Source organism: Shewanella sp. ENK2, from assembly GCF_043568515.1.
Classification (GTDB): domain Bacteria; phylum Pseudomonadota; class Gammaproteobacteria; order Enterobacterales; family Shewanellaceae; genus Shewanella; species Shewanella japonica.
Map to the genome: position 1 here is coordinate 1,370,120 of NZ_CP171406.1, position 19,501 is coordinate 1,389,620.

14 protein-coding genes and 2 pseudogenes are annotated in these 19,501 nt (G+C 41.6%); 9 read left to right on the forward strand and 7 right to left on the reverse strand.

Annotated elements, in window-relative coordinates:
- Window positions 1–30 precede the first annotated feature (30 nt).
- From trxA to ACGEDC_RS06120, 3 genes are all read left to right on the forward strand, one after another.
- Entirely contained in the window at window positions 31–357 is a 327-nt protein-coding gene (gene trxA / locus ACGEDC_RS06110) for a thioredoxin TrxA (protein WP_055023577.1), read from the forward strand.
- A 357-nt stretch (window positions 358–714) separates the two neighbouring features.
- Complete coding sequence (rho, locus tag ACGEDC_RS06115; protein WP_065109317.1) at window positions 715–1,980, forward strand: transcription termination factor Rho; 1,266 nt, start codon at window positions 715–717, stop codon at window positions 1,978–1,980.
- Window positions 1,981–2,092: 112 nt separating this feature from the next.
- Window positions 2,093–2,785: a hypothetical protein gene (locus tag ACGEDC_RS06120; protein ID WP_394497127.1), complete on the forward strand. Its 693-nt coding sequence runs from the start codon at window positions 2,093–2,095 to the stop codon at window positions 2,783–2,785.
- 80 nt (window positions 2,786–2,865) lie between these two features.
- On the opposite strand, the pseudogene nrfD reads toward ACGEDC_RS06120, so the two are convergent.
- The 4 genes and pseudogenes from nrfD to ACGEDC_RS06140 form a co-directional block, all read right to left on the reverse strand.
- Window positions 2,866–3,812, reverse strand: a pseudogene (gene nrfD / locus ACGEDC_RS06125) (NrfD/PsrC family molybdoenzyme membrane anchor subunit).
- Window positions 3,809–4,381, reverse strand: a complete 573-nt coding sequence (locus ACGEDC_RS06130) for a 4Fe-4S dicluster domain-containing protein (protein WP_080916960.1) — start codon at window positions 4,379–4,381, stop codon at window positions 3,809–3,811. Before ACGEDC_RS06130 ends, nrfD begins: the two are co-directional and overlap by 4 nt.
- A 12-nt stretch (window positions 4,382–4,393) precedes the next feature.
- Entirely contained in the window at window positions 4,394–6,670 is a 2,277-nt protein-coding gene (gene phsA, locus ACGEDC_RS06135) for a thiosulfate reductase PhsA (RefSeq protein ID WP_394497129.1), read from the reverse strand.
- Window positions 6,671–6,997: 327 nt separating this feature from the next.
- A complete protein-coding gene (locus ACGEDC_RS06140; RefSeq protein ID WP_394497131.1) occupies window positions 6,998–8,797 on the reverse strand; it encodes a sensor histidine kinase in 1,800 nt (599 codons plus the stop codon).
- Between the two features lie 153 nt (window positions 8,798–8,950).
- Between ACGEDC_RS06140 and ACGEDC_RS06145 the strand changes: the two genes are divergently transcribed.
- The 4 genes from ACGEDC_RS06145 (at window position 8,951) to ACGEDC_RS06160 (ending at window position 13,371) form a co-directional block, all read left to right on the forward strand.
- The gene (locus tag ACGEDC_RS06145) at window positions 8,951–9,532 is read left to right on the forward strand and encodes a response regulator transcription factor (RefSeq protein ID WP_248985816.1); all 582 of its coding nucleotides are present in this window, start codon (window positions 8,951–8,953) and stop codon (window positions 9,530–9,532) included.
- 238 nt (window positions 9,533–9,770) lie between these two features.
- Window positions 9,771–10,853: a hypothetical protein gene (locus tag ACGEDC_RS06150; protein WP_394497133.1), complete on the forward strand. Its 1,083-nt coding sequence runs from the start codon at window positions 9,771–9,773 to the stop codon at window positions 10,851–10,853.
- A gap of 380 nt (window positions 10,854–11,233) precedes the next feature.
- Window positions 11,234–12,040 carry an HNH endonuclease gene (locus ACGEDC_RS06155; RefSeq protein ID WP_394497135.1) on the forward strand — a complete coding sequence of 269 codons (807 nt, stop codon included), beginning with the start codon at window positions 11,234–11,236 and terminating at the stop codon, window positions 12,038–12,040.
- Between the two features lie 992 nt (window positions 12,041–13,032).
- A complete protein-coding gene (locus ACGEDC_RS06160) occupies window positions 13,033–13,371 on the forward strand; it encodes a cytosolic protein (RefSeq protein WP_394497137.1) in 339 nt (112 codons plus the stop codon).
- A 182-nt stretch (window positions 13,372–13,553) separates the two neighbouring features.
- On the opposite strand, the gene ACGEDC_RS06165 is transcribed toward ACGEDC_RS06160, so the two are convergent.
- The 3 genes and pseudogenes from ACGEDC_RS06165 to ACGEDC_RS06175 form a co-directional block, all read right to left on the reverse strand.
- Window positions 13,554–14,291, reverse strand: a complete 738-nt coding sequence (locus tag ACGEDC_RS06165; RefSeq protein WP_394497139.1) for a fumarate reductase iron-sulfur subunit — start codon at window positions 14,289–14,291, stop codon at window positions 13,554–13,556.
- Window positions 14,291–16,279 (reverse strand): fumarate reductase flavoprotein subunit, encoded by a 1,989-nt coding sequence (locus tag ACGEDC_RS06170; protein ID WP_394497141.1) that lies wholly within the window; start codon window positions 16,277–16,279, stop codon window positions 14,291–14,293. Before ACGEDC_RS06170 ends, ACGEDC_RS06165 begins: the two co-directional genes overlap by 1 nt.
- A 68-nt stretch (window positions 16,280–16,347) precedes the next feature.
- Window positions 16,348–17,087 (reverse strand): annotated as a pseudogene (locus tag ACGEDC_RS06175) (fumarate reductase cytochrome b subunit).
- Window positions 17,088–17,468: 381 nt separating this feature from the next.
- Here ACGEDC_RS06175 and prmA point away from each other — a divergent pair.
- Both prmA and dusB read left to right on the forward strand, forming a co-directional pair.
- Window positions 17,469–18,350, forward strand: a complete 882-nt coding sequence (prmA, locus tag ACGEDC_RS06180; RefSeq protein WP_055023589.1) for a 50S ribosomal protein L11 methyltransferase — start codon at window positions 17,469–17,471, stop codon at window positions 18,348–18,350.
- Between the two features lie 172 nt (window positions 18,351–18,522).
- The gene (dusB, locus tag ACGEDC_RS06185; RefSeq protein ID WP_055023590.1) at window positions 18,523–19,491 is read left to right on the forward strand and encodes a tRNA dihydrouridine synthase DusB; all 969 of its coding nucleotides are present in this window, start codon (window positions 18,523–18,525) and stop codon (window positions 19,489–19,491) included.
- The last annotated feature ends 10 nt before the right edge of the window (window positions 19,492–19,501 follow it).

Here is a 19,501-nt window from a genome sequence, read left to right on the forward strand (position 1 = left end):
CTAGCAATGGTGCCAAATCTGGAGATTTACATGAGCGATAAAATTGTATACCTAAGCGATGACAGCTTCGAAAATGACGTTATTAACTCAGAATTACCTGTATTGGTAGACTTCTGGGCTGAATGGTGTGGTCCTTGTAAAATGATTGCCCCAATCTTAGATGACGTAGCTGAAGAGTACGCAGGTAAGCTAACAGTAGCTAAACTTAACGTTGACCAAAATAATGTTTCACCTGCTAAGTACGGTGTACGTGGCATTCCGACATTATTAATGTTCAAAGGCGGCGAGTTAGTAGCGACTAAAGTTGGCGCACTATCTAAGACTCAATTAAAAGAGTTCATCGACGCACAAGCTTAATCAAGCCTCAAATCAGAATCACAGCCTATCTGATTGAATGTTGAATATTATTCATAACGAGTGCTGTTATTAGACTCGTTATTGGCTTAGAGACTCTCATATATGAGAGTCAATAACGCTAATCAATCATGACGATGCTGCGCATTTTGAGCTTGAATAGTGATTATCGGCACAATATGTGAACAATTTGTGCCGATAATTAGCTAAAATTCTGGACGCACACTCCATATAGTGCTAATTTATTCAGCAGATTTTTTCAACTAAACTCCTACTCGCTTATCAATCACACTTTATCTACACCGTTATACCCTATGATTGATTGCGGTAAGCATCGTCGCGTAATACAAGACCCCCAACATGAATTTAACTGAATTAAAAGACACGTCTATATCGGACCTAGTTTCACTCGCTGAAAGCATGAAATTAGACAATATGGCCCGTGCTCGCAAGCAGGACATCATTTTCTCAATTCTGAAAGCCCACGCCAAAAGCGGTGAAGATATCTTTGGTGGCGGTGTATTAGAAATCCTTCAAGATGGTTTCGGATTTTTAAGAAGTTCAGATGGATCTTACTTAGCAGGCCCTGATGACATTTATGTCTCTCCAAGCCAAATTCGACGCTTCAATATGCGTACCGGTGATACCATCTTTGGTAAAATCCGCCCACCAAAAGACGGTGAACGCTATTTTGCCCTGCTAAAAGTCAACGAAGTAAACTTCGACAAGCCTGAAAATTCTCGTTCTAAAATCTTATTCGAAAACTTAACCCCGCTACATGCTGAAGATCGCCTACGCATGGAACGCGGTAATGGTTCGACTGAAGATATTACCTCGCGTATTCTTGATTTATGCTCTCCTATCGGTAAAGGTCAACGTGGCTTGATTGTCGCACCGCCAAAAGCGGGTAAAACCTTATTACTTCAAAACATGGCGCAAAGCATTACCTACAACAACCCAGAAGTGGTGTTAATGGTATTGCTAATCGACGAACGTCCTGAAGAAGTAACCGAAATGCAACGCATGGTAAAAGGTGAAGTGATTGCTTCAACCTTTGATGAGCCAGCTTCACGTCACGTTCAAGTGGCAGAAATGGTTATCGAAAAAGCTAAACGTTTAGTTGAGCACAAAAAAGACGTGGTGATTTTATTAGACTCAATCACGCGTCTAGCACGTGCATACAACACCGTGATTCCATCATCAGGTAAAGTTCTGACCGGTGGTGTTGACGCCAACGCCCTGCACCGTCCAAAACGCTTCTTTGGTGCTGCACGTAACATCGAGCACGGTGGAAGCTTAACTATTATCGCAACAGCGCTTGTCGATACTGGTTCTAAGATGGATGAAGTCATTTACGAAGAATTTAAAGGTACAGGTAACCAAGAGTTACACCTTTCTCGTAAAGCAGCTGAAAAACGTGTATTCCCAGCGATTGATTTCAACCGTTCAGGTACGCGTCGTGAAGAAAAACTCACCACGCCAGATGAACTTCAGAAGATGTGGATTTTACGTAAAATCCTTAATCCAATGGATGAAGTTTCAGGTATGGAATTCCTTATCGATAAATTGGCAATGACCAAGACTAACGATGAGTTCTTCACCGCGATGAAACGCGCTAAGACCTAATAGTTTTTTAGAAACAAATTTAAAAATGCCGTTAACTTAATTGAGTTAACGGCATTTTTTTATGTAGAATCAAATGGATTAACTAATAATTTACAAACAAAAAGGATTTGATGTGTTTAAATTTTTCTTGGTGTTTTTCACCATTGTTACGCTTACAGGTTGTGTTACCCCTATCAATCTACAAGAACAAAGCCCTTCCCCTGAGTATCAGAATCAACAACCCATTTTAATCAGCGTTATTGATAACCGAAAAAGAGTTAAAGAAGGTAAACCTGAAACCTTTATTGGCCGAGCTCATGCAACATTTGGCATTCCTGTAGATTGGAATGTAGACGCGTTACTCGCCACAGAAAAAGATGATAAATCACTTACTCTTGGTGAATGGCTACAAAAAAGAATTGTTCTCGGTTTAACGGATAAAGGTTGGCAGGTAAAACCAGCAGATTTAGATGCTGTTCCAACTGAAACAATTGCGAGTGATGTACTAGTAGAGCAAGAATCACAACACCTTCTTGTGCTTGATTTACAAGAGTGGTTTTTCAGTATCAATTTAAACTGGGTTTCGTCGTTTAACTTTGATACCGAAGTAAATACTTATTTATTTGATAAAGATCAGGGTCTAGCGCATCAAGCAAATCTCAAAGAAAGAGACGTTATTGATGAAAAGGCTGATGAATCACCACAAAATAATGTACTAAGAGCATATCGAGATCAGTTATTGCAAATCTTATCTGATCCAGCATTAAAAGCTCAAATTCAACAATCTCCAAATGTTATCACCACTGATTCAGCGACAGCACTCTAAGCTTAAATTTCAGTAATAAAAAGCCGCTTAACAATCGTTAAGCGGCTTTTTTGATGATTAAATTCCAAGCTTTAAACAGGCTAACTAATATAGCTTTGCCCTGCATACACCACAAAGTGACGTAAGGCTAATACCCCAAGAATGGTGCTACAAGAAACCGTGATTAAAAACCCTTTTGTATGACGCCATGACTTAGGTGCAATCGTGCTAGCAAGCACTGGCACAACTAAACCTAAACCAACAACCCCTAACCAGAATACACTCGCCCACGTTCCTGTAGTGATGGCTGACGTTGCCGCTTGCGCTGCAGGGCCTGAAAAGTTAAGCCCAACAAACAATAACACTAGACATAAGGCTTCGTTAAAGGCCACAGGATATTCGATACGATGCACTTGCTCGATACAGTCAGATTCTTTTTTGCTAAAGAATAAGGTCGCAACCAAAATGTTACCTGCCGAACCCACCGACAAAGCTGATGCTAAAAATAGTGCAGGTAACACAGCAGTATTTAATATCGGGTAGCTAATCAACGCTGATAATAAAAAGCCTGTGTAAACCCCAACCCCTATCGCCAATATAAAGATCAACTTGTTAAGGCTATTCTCAAGTTGGCGACATACTTTAGCCACGCCAGCTAACCAGGGTGCATATTTAAGTAGCTGCTTTTCAAACACTAAACCAGCAAATATAAACACCAGCGGGATATAAAATAATAATGCTAATACCCCCAAGCCATCACCGAAGTAAAGTTGTAGTTAAGCAGAATATGGTAAAACTCAAATGGCTTGGTTAAATCAAGCACTAATAGCGCCATGCCTAGACAAATAGAGACAGGGCCAACTACCGCTGCGGCTTTGATCACCGGTAACCCTTCTGTCGGTAAACCTCGGCTTTGCTTGTACCATTTGAGCCCTATTGCCACCAGCATTGAACCTGCTGATAACCCTGCCATAAATAAATACACTGCGATTATCCAGTTCCAGACGACTGGATCGTATTGCTCCATTGAGCCCCAGATATTATTCATGCTTTGATCCCTCCTTTACGGCTAGGAATACGATAAACCCTTGGCTCGGTGCCTAGATTCACTTTTTGTTGGTAATGATTTTTGGTGTCTAGCAACTGACTCACTTCAGAAGTTAAATCATTGGCATCACCAAAGGTCAGCGCTTGGGTTGGACACACTGCCACACAAGCAGGATCTTCACCTCGAGCTAAACGGGTTTCTTTACAGAAGTCACACTTGTCCGGCACGCGGGTTTCAGGATTAATAAAGCGCACTTTGTAAGGACACGCCGCCACGCAATACAAGCAACCAACACACTTACCTTCATTGATGGATACAATGCCATCATCGTTGACATAAGCCGCTCCAGTTGGACAGACTTTCACGCAAGGTGCGTTTTCACATTGCTCACATGACACGCGGTTGTATTTAAAATGCAGGTGAGGGAAATTACCGTAAGGCCCCTCAACTCTTACCTGAATACGGGTCACCGACTCAGGGACATTATTTTCACTGCGACAAGCGACATTACACGCTTGGCAGCCAATGCACTTATTTTCATCGTGCACAAGGACATAACGTTTAGTCATAATGAACTCCGATTAAATCTTGGCTATTTTGACGCCGGTAGTATGTAGGTTCATACCTGTTACCGGAGCCGTGACATGAGGAAGTAAGTTACCGCAATGAATACCCTTGCCTGTGGCACGCGCAAGCTCTTTGTTTTTAGAGCCACAACCCATATAAGCAAATACGGTATCAGGACGAATACCTGGCGTGACTAAGGCATGACCCTCTTCGCTGCCTGTATCATTGAAGATACGAATTTTATCGCCGCTCGAAATCCCCATATGTCCCGCTGTTATCGGGTGGATCCACAAGGCATTATCAGACATCAAGTTAGCCAGCATAGGGACATTTTGCGTTGCGCCATTGGTATGTACGGCGACCTTACCTTGGATGAAAAATAGCTCATCAGCTTTTTTCATAGTGACTTCGCGGTATTTAATCACGCCGCGTCCAGGTGCCATTTTTTCCACTTTATCTGAGCTTAATTCAATCTTGCCTGACGGCGTTTTAAAGCTTAGATGGCTGGCATAAGTGCTATCTTCATCTGGGGCTTTGGCATTAGCGTATTCGGTTACAAACGCATTCACCATGCTCGGTTCACGTAACATTAATGGTTTGCCGTAGCTTACCCAGCCATCACGCTTAATTTTATCCAGCAAGCTAATATCTTTATTCACTTGGAACATTTGCAAGGTCTGCATATTTTCCCAAGGGAAGTACTCACCAAGGCCTATTTTATCTGCCACCTCTTTCCAAATCTGCCAGCTTGGCTTAGTGTCACCAATGGTATCGACCACCCTTTGGCGCACGTAATAAGCTGGGTTCTTGCCTGACTTATCCTTAATTTCTTCATCACGTTCAAGGTAGGTAGATTCAGGAAGGAATATATCAGCATAAGCTGCGCTTTCAGTGATGTATAAATCACAGGCCACAACAAAGTCGAGCTTTTTCATCGACTCTACAATCCGTGCTCTGTCTGTCATGGTTTGCATTGGGTTGGTGCGGCTCATAACCCAGCCGTGTAATTGATAAGGCACTGCTTCAAGGGTGGCATCTAAAATGCTTTGATACACCCCGCCTGATGACCACAATAATGCGTATTGCTCATCGACCATATCAATACGTTTAGCATCAATTTTAGGTAGGTTTTTCACCCCAGGTTTTGACAAGGTTGGCGCTACGGTTTCGCCCGCATATTTATTGTAGCTAGATGCTTTTTTACCGAAGTATAAGCCACCTTTACGCTCAATATTACCCACTAACACGTTGGCGGCATAAAGTGCGCGGCGCATTTCAAACTCTTCAGTTGTAAATGAGGCTCGGTGACCAAAATCCACTAATGCATGAGGCGCTGCTGCAGCATACTCGTGAGTAATGCGGCGAATATCTTCAGCAGGCACATCACTGATGGCTTCAGCCCACTCAGGTGTGTAATTTTTGACTTCTTTGGCAAACTCATCAAAGCCTTCAACGTACTGTGCGACAAAATCTTTATCGTATAAATCATCATTAATCAGGGTATGACAAATCGCCAAGGCAACCGCTACATCAGTACCTGGTTTAATGGCGTACCACTCATCAGCTTTATCAGCAACGATAGAAAAGCGTGGTTCAAATACCACTAGCTTGGCGCCCTTTTCCATTTGCGCATTCATCATCCCGCGAGTTTCAGACATATTAATGCCTTCATACAAGTTATGACCGAAGTTGATGATGTACTTTGAGTTACTTAAATCACGTTTAATTTTGCCACCAAAGATGGCTTTAGCTGCAACCACATAACCAGCTGGACAAGTCGATGCGTGAGTAAAGGTATTTGGGCTGCCAAAGGTTTTGGCGAGATGAAAAAGGTGGCTTTCAAGCGAGCCAGACTTAGAAGAAAATGCAACAGACTCTGCGCCATGCTTGGCTTTAATTTTATTGAGGTTTTCCGCTATCAGACTGTAGGCTTCATCCCACTCGATTTCAGCCCATTTGCCTTCGCCACGTTCCCCCACTCGCTTAAGCGGCTTAACAATACGCTGCTTATCGTAAAGTAAACTATGACCAGCACCACCACGGGCACACACAGCCCCGCCAAATGATTTCGATTTTTTATTCCCTAAAATAGAAACGTTTTTGCCGTTTACTACTCGAGCAGAAATAGGACAACGTGTTGAACACATCTCGCAGCTACTTGCGACTAGCTCTTCACTCCCTTGCACAGTGACGCTACCCAACGCAGCAATCGAGCCTGGCAGCGCAGCGAGTGCACAACCTGCTGTGCCTGCTCCTGCGCCTTTGATAAAGGTTCGCCGATCTAGTTTCATGGTACTTCTCCCAATTGACAACGATGCCCAAGAACCTTAATCGGCGTACTTTATATCCGGATTAGCAGGACAACAGAACGATTAAGCAGTTCTAAGGTTTTCATCATTTTCAAACAGGAAAGAGCAATTGAATATTGTGGTAAACCACATATCGAAAGACGGTTATCTTGCTTTGTGACTATGTTCACGGTTTAAAAAACCACCAACACATGTCTATTTTTTTCGCTATTGTGGTAAACCACATTTTGTCTATTTTCGTGATAAAAACAAAATAGTCAGTATTTATGCGACTCAACCAGCCTCTATCGAGGTGGGTTGTTACTCACGTTAAACGATGAGTTTTTGCTGGCTGCCTCTTTTCTTCAAACTGATTTTGGCAATGCAACCAGATTGAATATCTTGTCGATTTTTAAGGCTAAAGGCGCCTTCATGCTCCTTGATGACTTCATTACAAATCGCAAGTCCAAGGCCTAAACCATTTTCTTTGGTGGTATAAAAGGTTGCCATTAACGCATCTGATGTCTCAGGTAAGCCTGGGCCATTATCGATTATCGAAACATCCACCTGATGCTCTTTAAAATCCATTGCGATGACAATTTTGGCTCGTTTTACAGCCTCAGCACTATCACTTATCGCATCAATACTGTTTTTAATTAGGTTAATCAGCACCTGCAACAGGCCAACTCTATCGGCGGTAATAAAAAATGGCTCACCTTTGATATTGTTTTCAACACTGATATCGTGTCTAGCCAATTCAATTTTGAGTAATGACACACTCTCATCGACCAAACTCAAAATGTTGACATCCACCATGACCGCTTCTTTGCGCTTTAATAAACCACGAATACGATGCACCACTTCACCAGCTCGGGTGGATTGTTGATGGATTTTAGTCAGCAATGCTTTGGCTGATTGTTCATCAAAAGGCTGATTGTTTTCCAGCCTCATAATAGCGCCTTCGCTGTAACTGGTAATCGCCGCAATGGGCTGGTTTATTTCATGGGCTAAACCAGCGCCAATTTCACCAATAATGGCAGTACTTTGTAGCTTCTCTAATGCAAGCTCTTGCTGTTTTAGTTGTCGCTCAGACTCAATTAACGACTCACTTTTTTGATGGAAGCGGTACTCAATCCATAAGTGATACACAGTTGCGACGATAAATAACAACACCGCCACCCCCCAATGGCGGTTGTCATTTAGCCAGCGTAATAAGGTGTCCCAGCGATTAACTTCCGAATTTTCAACATGCAATTCACTGAACAATTGAATTACAGCTAACTGGCTTATTGGCGAGGTCCAGCCCTTGAGCTTTGCTTGTATGGCAGCCGGATGCTCTGAAGGTAAATCCATTAATGCTTGGGTGATATGTTTACTGAGTTCAATATCGACACTCTCACTAGCGGCAAATGACCAGTTTGGGTATAGCTTGGTACTGCACTGACAATCAAAACCTTCAGGGCGGCTAGGATTTAATATGCGAAACTCATCCTCTTTGATAAGCCCACGCTCCACCATATCTTCAAAAGTACATAGGGGCGTGATTGCCGCATCGACATTGCCATCACGCACTTGATACAGTAATGGATCGAGCGGGAACCCAAGAAACTTAATCTCTTTAAAGTAATTTTTAGTGTCCATGCCCAATTTATGCATCAGGCCAATGGTAGCTTGATAGCCTCCCAACGCATGAGGATCACTAGCCGCAATGGTTTTTTGCTTTAAGTCGTACAAGGTGCGGTAATCACTGTCAGCCCTAACAATAATGGCAGAGCCAATAGCAGAGGTAGCGCCGTTATGACGCCTTGAACGCATCGTGGCAAGCCAAGATAAAGGGAACTGATTGGATAAATAAAGATATTGCCCAGGGTTGGTAATAATAAACTGGATTTTTCCTGATTCCATTGCCGCATTCAAGGCTTCGAAATTACCTGGATAAACATGAAATCGGGTATCTGGTACCTGTTCATTCAAGTAATCCATCATCGGCGTCCAACGAGCAATCGCCTGTTGATCGCCCCAATTGGCAAGCACACCGACATAAAGCTCTTGCGGTTTAGCCCAAACTGGTGACAAAAAGCTAATAGCGATAAAACAAAGCAATATCCGCAGCACAATAAAACCTTTCATTAGAAAACTATAATAAGCTTACGGTGAGTAACTCTGGCGCAACGTGATGCATTTCATGGTTTGTGCAAAATTAGTTCGCTTATACATTCAAACTGAGATACTTATCAATTAAGCATTCGCTTTAAGCAAGGATTTACTGTGCAGCAAAATACTATGGGACCTGTTTATCTAGTGGATGATGACGATGCCATCATCGACTCAATCACCTTTTTAATGGATGGCTTTGGTTATCAAATCGAGAGTTTTAATTCTGGTGACCGCTTTTTAGCGAATGTTGATTTATCACAGGCTGGCTGCGTTATTTTAGACGCCAGAATGCCAGGCCTCAGTGGCCCAGAAGTGCAGCAATTACTAGTTGAAGCAAAGAGCCCATTATCGATTATTTTCCTCACAGGTCACGGTGATGTACCCATGGCGGTGGATGCATTTAAACAAGGTGCGTTTGATTTCTTTCAAAAGCCAGTTCAAGGCAAAGTGTTAGCTCAGTCGATTGAAAAGGGGCTGCAGTACAGTACGCGTCAACATTGGAAAATGGATAACTTAGCCTTAATTGATAGCTTGTCAGAGCGCGAGAATCAAATCTTCAAACTGGTTATTGCCGGTAACACCAATAAACAGATGTCTAACGAATTATGCGTAGCGGTCAGAACCATTGAAGTTCATCGTTCCAAATTAATGGAAAAGCTGGGCGTGCAAAACATTGCCGAGCTCATGAAGCTAGCACCTTTGGTTTAGTGATTTACCAAGGTCTTCAATCGATAAATCTGGAAATACATTATGAGTATAAGCTTGTTACGAACCCGTAGGAATCTCTAGTTCACGGATAACTACTAAGATAAATTATTCTAACCACCTTTGAACTAGTGGCTAGTTTTACTCATCTAATACAAATTTGAATATATTTATTTAATTTAATCCTATAAATAAAATATATATTATTACATCAACTAAATACCATAGGCTATTAAACTAAATGAAGATAATTGTAGTTTCAAAATTTGATAATGGGTTCACACCAGAAAGTGAAGATCATGTTCTATTGTATTTCCGAAACTGGGACGACTACGGTACTAAGTCCACATACACTGTGAGCATCTACTCAGATAAAAATGAAAAATATACGGACTTAGGTGAAGCAAAGGTTATCTCAGTAGATGCTGATGAGTATAGTGAAGATGGGTACTTAAAAACTTCAGGTGAGTTTGATAGTCTCCCAGACAGTTTAGGCTTTCTTGGCCAATCAGAAGATTTTTATTCAGATATTAAAAATCTATTACCCGAAACTGCAAAAGATGTTCTAAAGAGTTTGAATGACTTATCTATTCTGCATGGTTTAAGAGACATCTTCGAATCAAATATAAACTTTAAATCTTCTCTAATTAGGTATAGCGATGCTGAACGAGCACTCAAGCTTGGTTCATACATCGTGAACGGTGATGAGTTTATTGATTCATACTCATTTGAATTTAGTAATGGTAATGAAAAATATAACACAATTTGTTCATTCGATTTCGACAGTGAAGTGCCTATAAAATCTCGCACAAATATCATAATAGGTGAAAATGGTACAGGAAAGACAACCTTCTTAGCTGATCTAGCCCTTAGTATGAGTGGTAGAAAAAATAATGGCGAATTCACTGGATCCCGTCCACCATTTAGTAAAGTAATTTCAGTTTCTTTTAGTGCCTTCGATACCTTTGAAATACCGAAAAAAGAAAAAACCTTTAGTTATAAATACTGCGGACTTCGTGACAGGAATGGTTTTATGAATAAAAAAGCCATGCTATCTAATTATAGGGCTAGTTGTAAAAAAATATCTGATAGAAATATTGAGGAGATATGGGGAAATACGCTTAGTAAATTTATACCCAAAGAAAAACTAGAGCGTATATACAACGAGTTTTTTGTAGATAGAATTTATGCTAACGTTGTTGAAAGGTCATATCTTAGTTCTGGGGAAGGTATACTATTATATTCATTTACTCAGATAATCGCTGAGACAAAGAAAGAGTCATTAGTCCTTTTTGACGAACCTGAACTACACCTCCACCCCTAGCTATATCAAATTTAATACCTGCAATAAACAAAATGTTATTACAGCTAAATGCTTACGCTATAATCGCAACTCACTCCCCTATAATACTCCAGCAAATACCCTCAAAATTTGTGCGTGTATTTGATAACTATAGCGGTAAACTTACGACTCGAACATTAGAGTTAGAGTCACTAGGTGAAAACTTAAATGCCATAACAAACGAAGTATTCAACACATTTGAGTCAGAACAACCATATAAAAACATTCTTGAAAATTTAGCGAAAAAGTATACTAACAAAGAAATTAATCAGTTGTTTAATAACAAGTTGAGTTTAAACAGTCAATTATTCCTAGAGAGCCTTCGATAGAATGAAAAAAGAATTCACTACGTATGTAATGATATGGAAAACTATAACAACATTGTTAACTCAATGGTTAATACTGTTAATAAGGAACCTAATCTTAGAAAGCCACTTCTTAATAACTTATCAGCTAGTGTGTGTCTTCGATATAATGAATACAACGATAAATTTGATGAAAAAAACATTATTTTTGTAAGTGACAGCAATAGAGACAATGCTGAATCCGAAGCACTTATTTATTTATACGAAGGAAACTCAAAAACTGTTAGCACCCTCAAAAGTCAAATTAAAACAATTCAAGAAGAACACTTAAAACAAATTTGTCCAAGTTGTGGGTTATTACCTGCAAACACTATAGATCATTACATTCCAAAAGAGTTATATCCTGAATTTTCAATATTTTCGAAAAACTTGATTTGGATGTGCGGAACTTGCAATGGCAAAAAAGCACAGTATTGGAAAGAACTAACTTATCGAGGGATAATAAATTTTTATATAGACGACATACCTTCATTTAACTTTATAGGTTGTGACATTTCCAATAATAATGGCATTTTAAAGGCAACTTATTTCCTCAAAAATTATAAGTTAACCAATCATCCCAATATAGTAATGCATTTTGATAAACTTAAAATTTTAAATATTTACAAAGAACATATTCCGACAAAACTAGGCGAAATTGTTGCTGATTTGAGGTCTTACAAAGGTAAAATTGATAAAAAAAGGGTTAAAGGCATTTTGTTAACTCAGTACTTTCAACGGAGAGAGGACTTTGGTGTGAACGACTGGAAAGCAGGCCTATTGAGAGAAATAATTACTGGTAGGCATTACTTACAATACATTTAAAAACGCCCACTTATGGATAACGCCAATCAGTTAAGCTGATTGGCATTATAAATTAGTTGGGTCAAAGTAAATTTTACATGTCTTCAACACTTTCAATGTTCCCTATATAAGCCAAACTGCGTAACTCATAACAAGGCAGAGATGAGCTAGCTCTTAAACTTGTAAAACGCATTCTTGATTATGATCGTCACCTCATCTTTTATTTCCAAACTTCGTTTGGATTAACGTCGTGGCGCTTCGCCCACACCAGAGCAAGAGGGGAAACAACAGCAATCCCCTCTTGCATCACCCTTGCCGCTCCCACGAATTAATCTGAAAAGCGATTATTTCAATGGAGAAATATCCAGCTTTTTACTTCATTTGTAGACAACTTCGACAAGCTGCAAAAATCACTAACGCTTACGATGGGGCGTCCCTTCCCCTCGAAAGCTAGCTAGCCATCCATGGCTAGACTCACGCAATTTTATTGCTTGCCTCAATACAAATTGAGCATTCTAAGAAGGTCACAAACAGATAAAGTACTTATGCAAGACATCAAGCACTTACTCTGGACCAACAGACGAACCTGCGGGTACAACAATTCCCCATTGAAATTGCTGAAATGCGTTGAAGAAAATAGCGTAAGCCTGACAGGACGTCAGGCTAGCTTTAGTTGGCCATGGATGGCCTGTCTAAAGCGTTAGCTATTTTCGAATAAGCATGAGGCTTACTCGCTTTGAAAGAGTAATTTCGTTGGGGCGGCAAGGGATGTCGAGAAGGGAAATGCTGTTGTTTCACTTTCGTCGGGTGTGGGCGAAGCGCCACGATTTTGATTCAATTCAAACGAAGTTTGGAAGCCGAGAGAACGCCACGACTTTAACTCAATCCAAACAAAGTTTGGAAATGAAACGACAAAACCACCAGCTTCAGCAACTAAATATCTACTAGGTTCTCTCCTAATTAGTGATAAAATATCCCCATCAGAATTACCGAGAAACTAGGTATTTATAGAAATGTTTATCCATCATGTTAACGACATCGACTGGCTAGTGATTACAGCTTTTGAAGAACTGAAAACGATGTTTATCGAAGAAGCAGGTGTTATCCCATCTTACTTCTCAAGCGCCAGCGAATTGAGCTTGATTGATCAAGCCAAGCGCAGTTATGGATATTTGCCTACATTCAACGGCGTAATCACCGATACCGGCACATTTCAAAGCCAAGATAACGAAGAAGATTTGAACCCACAGCTTGCCTGTTTAGTTGAGGGCCGTGGTCGGGTATTTATCTATCACGGCGGTTTTGTCGCTTTTGTGGATGACGAGCAAACCTTTATTACCCGAATGGACTGAAAGGGATTCAATAAGCTGAAATCGGCATCCCTAGCAAGAAAATAGGGTATCTCTACCAAGGATTGGCGCAAAGCTTATTTCATATGCCAACCTTTATTAATCAAATAGTTAACAGCTAAATCCATAGACAAAAAAGCCGCTTACCTCTGCAGGTATGCGGCTTTTTAATAATTAGCTATGAATTAACAGCTCACAATCGTTTGCGCCATTTTGCGTCTCAGGTAAGCAATTTGCTGCATGTGCGGTAAGTCTTTCGGGCAAGCATCTTGGCAACCCAGTAAGGTCATACAGCCAAACACACCATCTTGATTACCAATCACATGATAGAAATCTTCCGCTGTGCGGGTATCACGGCTGTCCATTTCAAAGCGGGCAATTTTCATCATCCCCACTGCACCAACAAAGGTATCTTTCATTTGTTTGGTTGCACAAGCAGAAACACACACACCACATTCAACGCAGCGTTCTAGTTCATATAACTTAGCCGCTTCGGCTGGGTCCATTGGGTTTTCTAAGCGGTGAATGTCGATATCATTACTGTCAGGTTGCAACCAAAGCTGTAAACGCTCAGCCAGCTCACGCATGAACTTACCTGTATTCACCGATAAATCGCCAATCAACTCAAAACCCGGTAATGGCATAAGTTTGATTTTTCCATCAGGGAAGTTAGCCGTTAAGGTGCGACACGCCAGTGTTGGCTTGCCATTAATCACCATGGCGCAACTTCCACAAATACCTGCACGACAAACAAAATCGAATTGCAATGATGGATCTTGCTGCTCACGTAACAAGTTCAATGCGATAAACACTGTCATACCAGGCGCTTCGGTTAACTCGTAAGTGACCATTTTTGGCTTATCGTTAGGATCTTGTGGATCATAACGAAAAATATCAAAACTGATAGTACGTGGGCTACTCATTACTTCTCTCCCGACACTGCACTAGTGTCACTTAATCTTTCATTACGAGGGCGTAATGTTTCAGGTAAATCGAATGGCATGATGGCTGCTTGTTTATCAAAGCGGTCGGCATCATCACCTAATTCAGCAAGAATTTCTGCAATCTGTGCTTCACGCGCTGCGGTATCAGGGTGTGCAACCGCATTATCATTACCATAGCCGCGATAGCCTGGTGGCAGCTCCATCTTCATCACATCAAGCTGCTCGTAACTTAGCTTAGGTTCTAGAGCATTTTCATCTGGCCAGGTTGATAATGTGCGGTTTAGCCACTCTTTATCGTTACGTTGCGGGTAATCTTCACGAGCATGAGCGCCACGACTTTCTGTGCGCGCATTAGCGCCACATGCAACGGTTAAGGCAACACGCAGCATACGTGGCACTCTTAATGCTTCGACAAGCTCAGGGTTAGCGTGACGTTTTTTACACTTAAGACCGATATTTTTACTGCGCTTAAGTAAGTCTTTTAACTCTGTCACTGCCTTTTCTAGTTCAGTGCCGTTACGGAAAATACCCACGTAATCCATCATAATTCGCTGCATAGCAAGCTTGATATCAAATACGTTTTCAGTACCTTCACCGACTAATAGCTCGTCAATTTCGCCTTGTAATTTTGACATGGTGTCATCGATGACTTGTGTATTAATCTCTAGGGTATTCTTCTCACAAAAATCGGCCACATACTTACCGATAATCATGCCGCCAACCACGGTTTCTGCTAGTGAGTTACCGCCTAAACGGTTAAAGCCATGCATATCCCAACAGGCTGCCTCACCGACACTGAATAAACCTGCAAGCTGCGGACTTTCACCGGTAGCATTAGTACGAATACCGCCCATTGAGTAATGCTGAGTCGGTCTGACTGGGATCCAATCTTTCGCAGGGTCGATACCAAGGAAGTTTTCACAAATCTCTTTTACTTCACGTAAGTTGGTTTCAACGTGTTGACGGCCAAGCAGAGTAATATCAAGCCATAAGTGTGGGCCATAAGGGCTATCAACCCCTTTACCTTTGCGCATATGCTCGGTCATACGCCGTGATACCACATCACGTGATGCGAGCTCTTTCTTTTCAGGCTCATAGTCAGGCATAAAGCGATGACCATCTTTATCACGTAATAAGCCACCATCACCACGACAGCCTTCAGTGGTTAAAATCCCTACAGGCACAATCGCTGTTGGGTGGAATTGCACCGCTTCCATGTTGCCTAAGGCGGCAACCCCCGTATCTAATGCCAATGCTTGGCCAATACCTTCACAGATGATTGCATTGGTAGACACTTCGTAAATACGACCATAGCCGCCAGTAGCAATAGTGGTTGCCTTGCCAATATAGGCACGTAATTCACCTGTAATTAAACAGCGTGCAATCACACCGTGACAGCGTTTGCCATCATGGATAAGTGATAAAGCTTCAATACGTTCATGAACAGGAATGTCCATTTCAATGGCTTTGTTATCTACTGCATATAACAATGAATGACCTGTACCGTCAGCGGTATAGCAAGTACGCCATTTTTTAGTCCCGCCAAAATCACGGGCATTAATTAAGCCATGGGCTTTTTCAGCTTCAGTAATCGTGACCTTTTCAGCATTCACTACCACTTGGCGATCGCCAGCAGTAATACGTGACCAAGGTACCCCCCAGTTAGCCAGTTCACGCACCGCTTTTGGCGCACAATGGGCAAACATTCTTGCTACGTCTTGATCGCAGCCCCAATCAGATCCTTTTACAGTATCTTGGAAATGGACATCTTCATCGTCCCCCATACCTTTAACTGTATTACCAAGGCTCGCTTGCATGCCGCCTTGAGCCGCTGCAGAGTGAGAGCGCTTAGCAGGGATTAGCGATAGCACCACGGTATCTAAACCACGTTCTTTTGAAGCAATAGCAACGCGCAAACCAGCAAGGCCTGCGCCAACGACTAATGAGTCTGTATAAATTATTTTCACGGGTATTCCTTAAATTCGATACGAGGTTAATGGCATATGTGACTCATTAACCTAAAACTCTTAAGCTTCTAGCTCGGCACAAAAGGAGTCACTGGTAACTCCAACGATTGACCAATCACGATGTAAGTCATCAAACTTGCGATACCAATAATCATCAAGTAAATCACCATAAACTTGGCAAGTTTTAACGCTGCCATACGTTTAGTGGTAATGCCCCACTTAACGGCAACACGGTATAAGCCGAACATGGCATGAATAACAACGGCAGGAAGCAGTAATACATACAGCATCCACACATCTTGGTGGTAAACACGTTCAGCCGATAAATGCGGACCAATCGCAGGATTAGTGATCATGTCGTATAGATGAACAGGCGCGAGGAAGAATAATAAAAAGCCTGTGATCAGCTGCCAGAACCAAATTTTTGTATCTTGGTGAGGCATGATTGTCATTTGACTACGCAGCGCTCGCCATTGCTGAATCTGAGCAGGAAAACGGCGCAAGGCAAATGCAGCATGAATAATCACCACAATTAACATGAAGGCAGAGATAAATTTGGTTAGTACTGGGAAGCCATGTCCAGTTTCACTGAATATTCCCCCTCTAAAAAGTGACCGACATGATAAAACGCCTCTTTACTGATTAGGATGCTCGACTCAAAATGCAAATGCATAATGATAAAGAAGCCCAATAGTAATCCAGTGGCACTTTGTAATTTATCCGCTCTGGCAGCCCAAATGGGGTTCAAGTACCCTTTTGACGATACGTCATGTATTTTTTGATTTTGTGTTTGTGATGAAGCTGTCATAGTTCTCATGCCTGTTAATGACATATTGCTGGTGATTTCAGCTTATCAGTTATCACTATTTCTCCTTGTGCTAGAAAATTAAATCGTGATCAAGCTCACCCTGCATTCACCGTCTTTTAGAAGTTGATCACAGTCACAGATTGTTCAAATTTAAGAACTCAAAATTTACCTTATGTTTCATAAATTTATCGTGACATTCAAACAAACGGATGAATATGATGATTTCATCATGGATATTAATAGCTTAAAGATTAACCAGTAGCAAAAGGTGTGAAAATGGCCCTTTCAATGCAATTGAGCAATATTTCACTATCAAATGCTGCTGTTTTACCCGCCAAGCAGGTACAATAGGCCATTAAATTATTCTCATAGGAAAACTCCATGCCTTGGATTCAACTTCGCATTAGTACTCACAGCGACCATGCCGACGCGCTTGGCGACCTCTTAATGGAGCAAGGTTCTGTCTCAATTACCTATGAAGATGGTAAAGACACGCCGATATTCGAACCCAAATTAGGTGAAACACCACTTTGGCAAGACACTATCGTGATTGCCCTGTTTGATGCTGGCACCGACTTAGCTCCGACAGTGAGCTTTTTAGAAACCCTGCCTTATCTAGGCAAAGGGTTTACACATAAAATCGAACAGATTGAAGATAAAGATTGGGTTCGTGAATGGATGGACAGCTTTCACCCGATTAAATTTGGTAACCGCTTATGGATCTGCCCAAGCTGGCGTGATATTCCTGAGCCTGATGCTGTTAACGTTATTCTTGATCCAGGTCTTGCCTTCGGAACAGGTACCCACCCAACTACAGCATTATGTTTAGAGTGGTTAGATAGCTTAGATTTATCTGATAAAGAAGTGATCGATTTTGGATGTGGCTCAGGTATTTTAGCCATTGCAGCACTAAAACTTGGCGCTAAAACAGTTACTGGTGTCGATATTGATTATCAAGCGATTGATGCATCAACTGCCAATGCAGAACGTAACGGCGTTGCAGATAAATTAGCGCTATATTTACCAGAGAACCAACCTGACAATCTGCAAGCGGATATCTTGGTTGCTAACATTCTTGCGGGTCCTTTACGTGAATTAGCGCCTTTAATTGCAGAAAAGGTTAAAACAGGCGGTAAATTAGCCCTATCTGGTCTCCTACAAGAGCAAGCAGAAGAAATATCACAATTTTACAGTCAATGGTTCATCATGGATGAAGCGGCTCACAAAGAAGACTGGAGCCGCTTGACAGGTACACGTAAATAACGGTAAAGGCAGTACACCCCTTATGGCAGCTAGATCTCTGCCAAAAGGGGCTATTACGACTCCCCAACTAAAAGTCAAGAAAAAAGTTACATTTAGTTCATTTATTGACCTTTTCAGCAGCGCAAAAAAGGGCTAATATAGCGCCCCTTTGACGAGCAAGGTGATTAACTCAATGCAAATTGGCCCTTATCAACTGAGCAATCAGCTGATCGTGGCACCAATGGCAGGTGTCACCGATCGCGCTTTTAGAAACCTCTGTTTACGCTATGGCGCAGGCCTAGCAGTATCAGAAATGCTTTCATCGAATCCTGATGTTTGGGATACAGATAAAAGCCGCCAGCGCATGATGCATTCTGGTGAAGAAGGTATTCGCTCAGTACAAATTGCAGGTGCAGATCCTGATTTAATGGCAAATGCCGCCCAGTTCAACGTTGAACAAGGTGCGCATATCATTGATATCAATATGGGCTGTCCGGCAAAAAAAGTGAATAAGAAGCTTGCAGGCTCGGCATTAATGCAAGATCCCCAGCTAGTGAAAGAGATTTTACAGGCTGTTGTTAGTGCAGTTGATGTCCCTGTAACACTTAAGATCCGCACAGGTTGGCAACCTGAACATCGTAATGGTGTTGAAATTGCCCACATTGCTGAAGATTGTGGTATTGCATCGCTCGCCGTTCACGGTAGAACGAGACAATGCATGTATAAAGGCTTTGCCGAGTACGACACGATTAAAGCAATAAAACAAAATGTCTCAATCCCTGTTGTTGCTAACGGAGATATCGACAGTCCTGAAAAGGCTAAGTTTGTCTTAGATTACACAGGCGCCGATGCTTTGATGGTAGGACGAGGAGCCCAAGGCAGACCGTGGATTTTTAGAGAAATTCACCACTACTTGGAAACAGGTAAAAAATTACCGCCAGTTGAGGCGAGCGAGCAACGAGAAATCATGCTCGAACACCTGAACAAATTGTACGAATTGTACGGCGAATACAAAGGTGTCCGATTTGCGAGAAAGCATATGGGATGGTACCTAAACCAAGAAGAACAGCGACAATTCCGTGCTGACTTCAATAGGCTTGAAACCGCTGAACAGCAATATTCCCTTGTGGAATGTTACTTTGATGAATTAGTAAATTTTTAATATAAAGAGC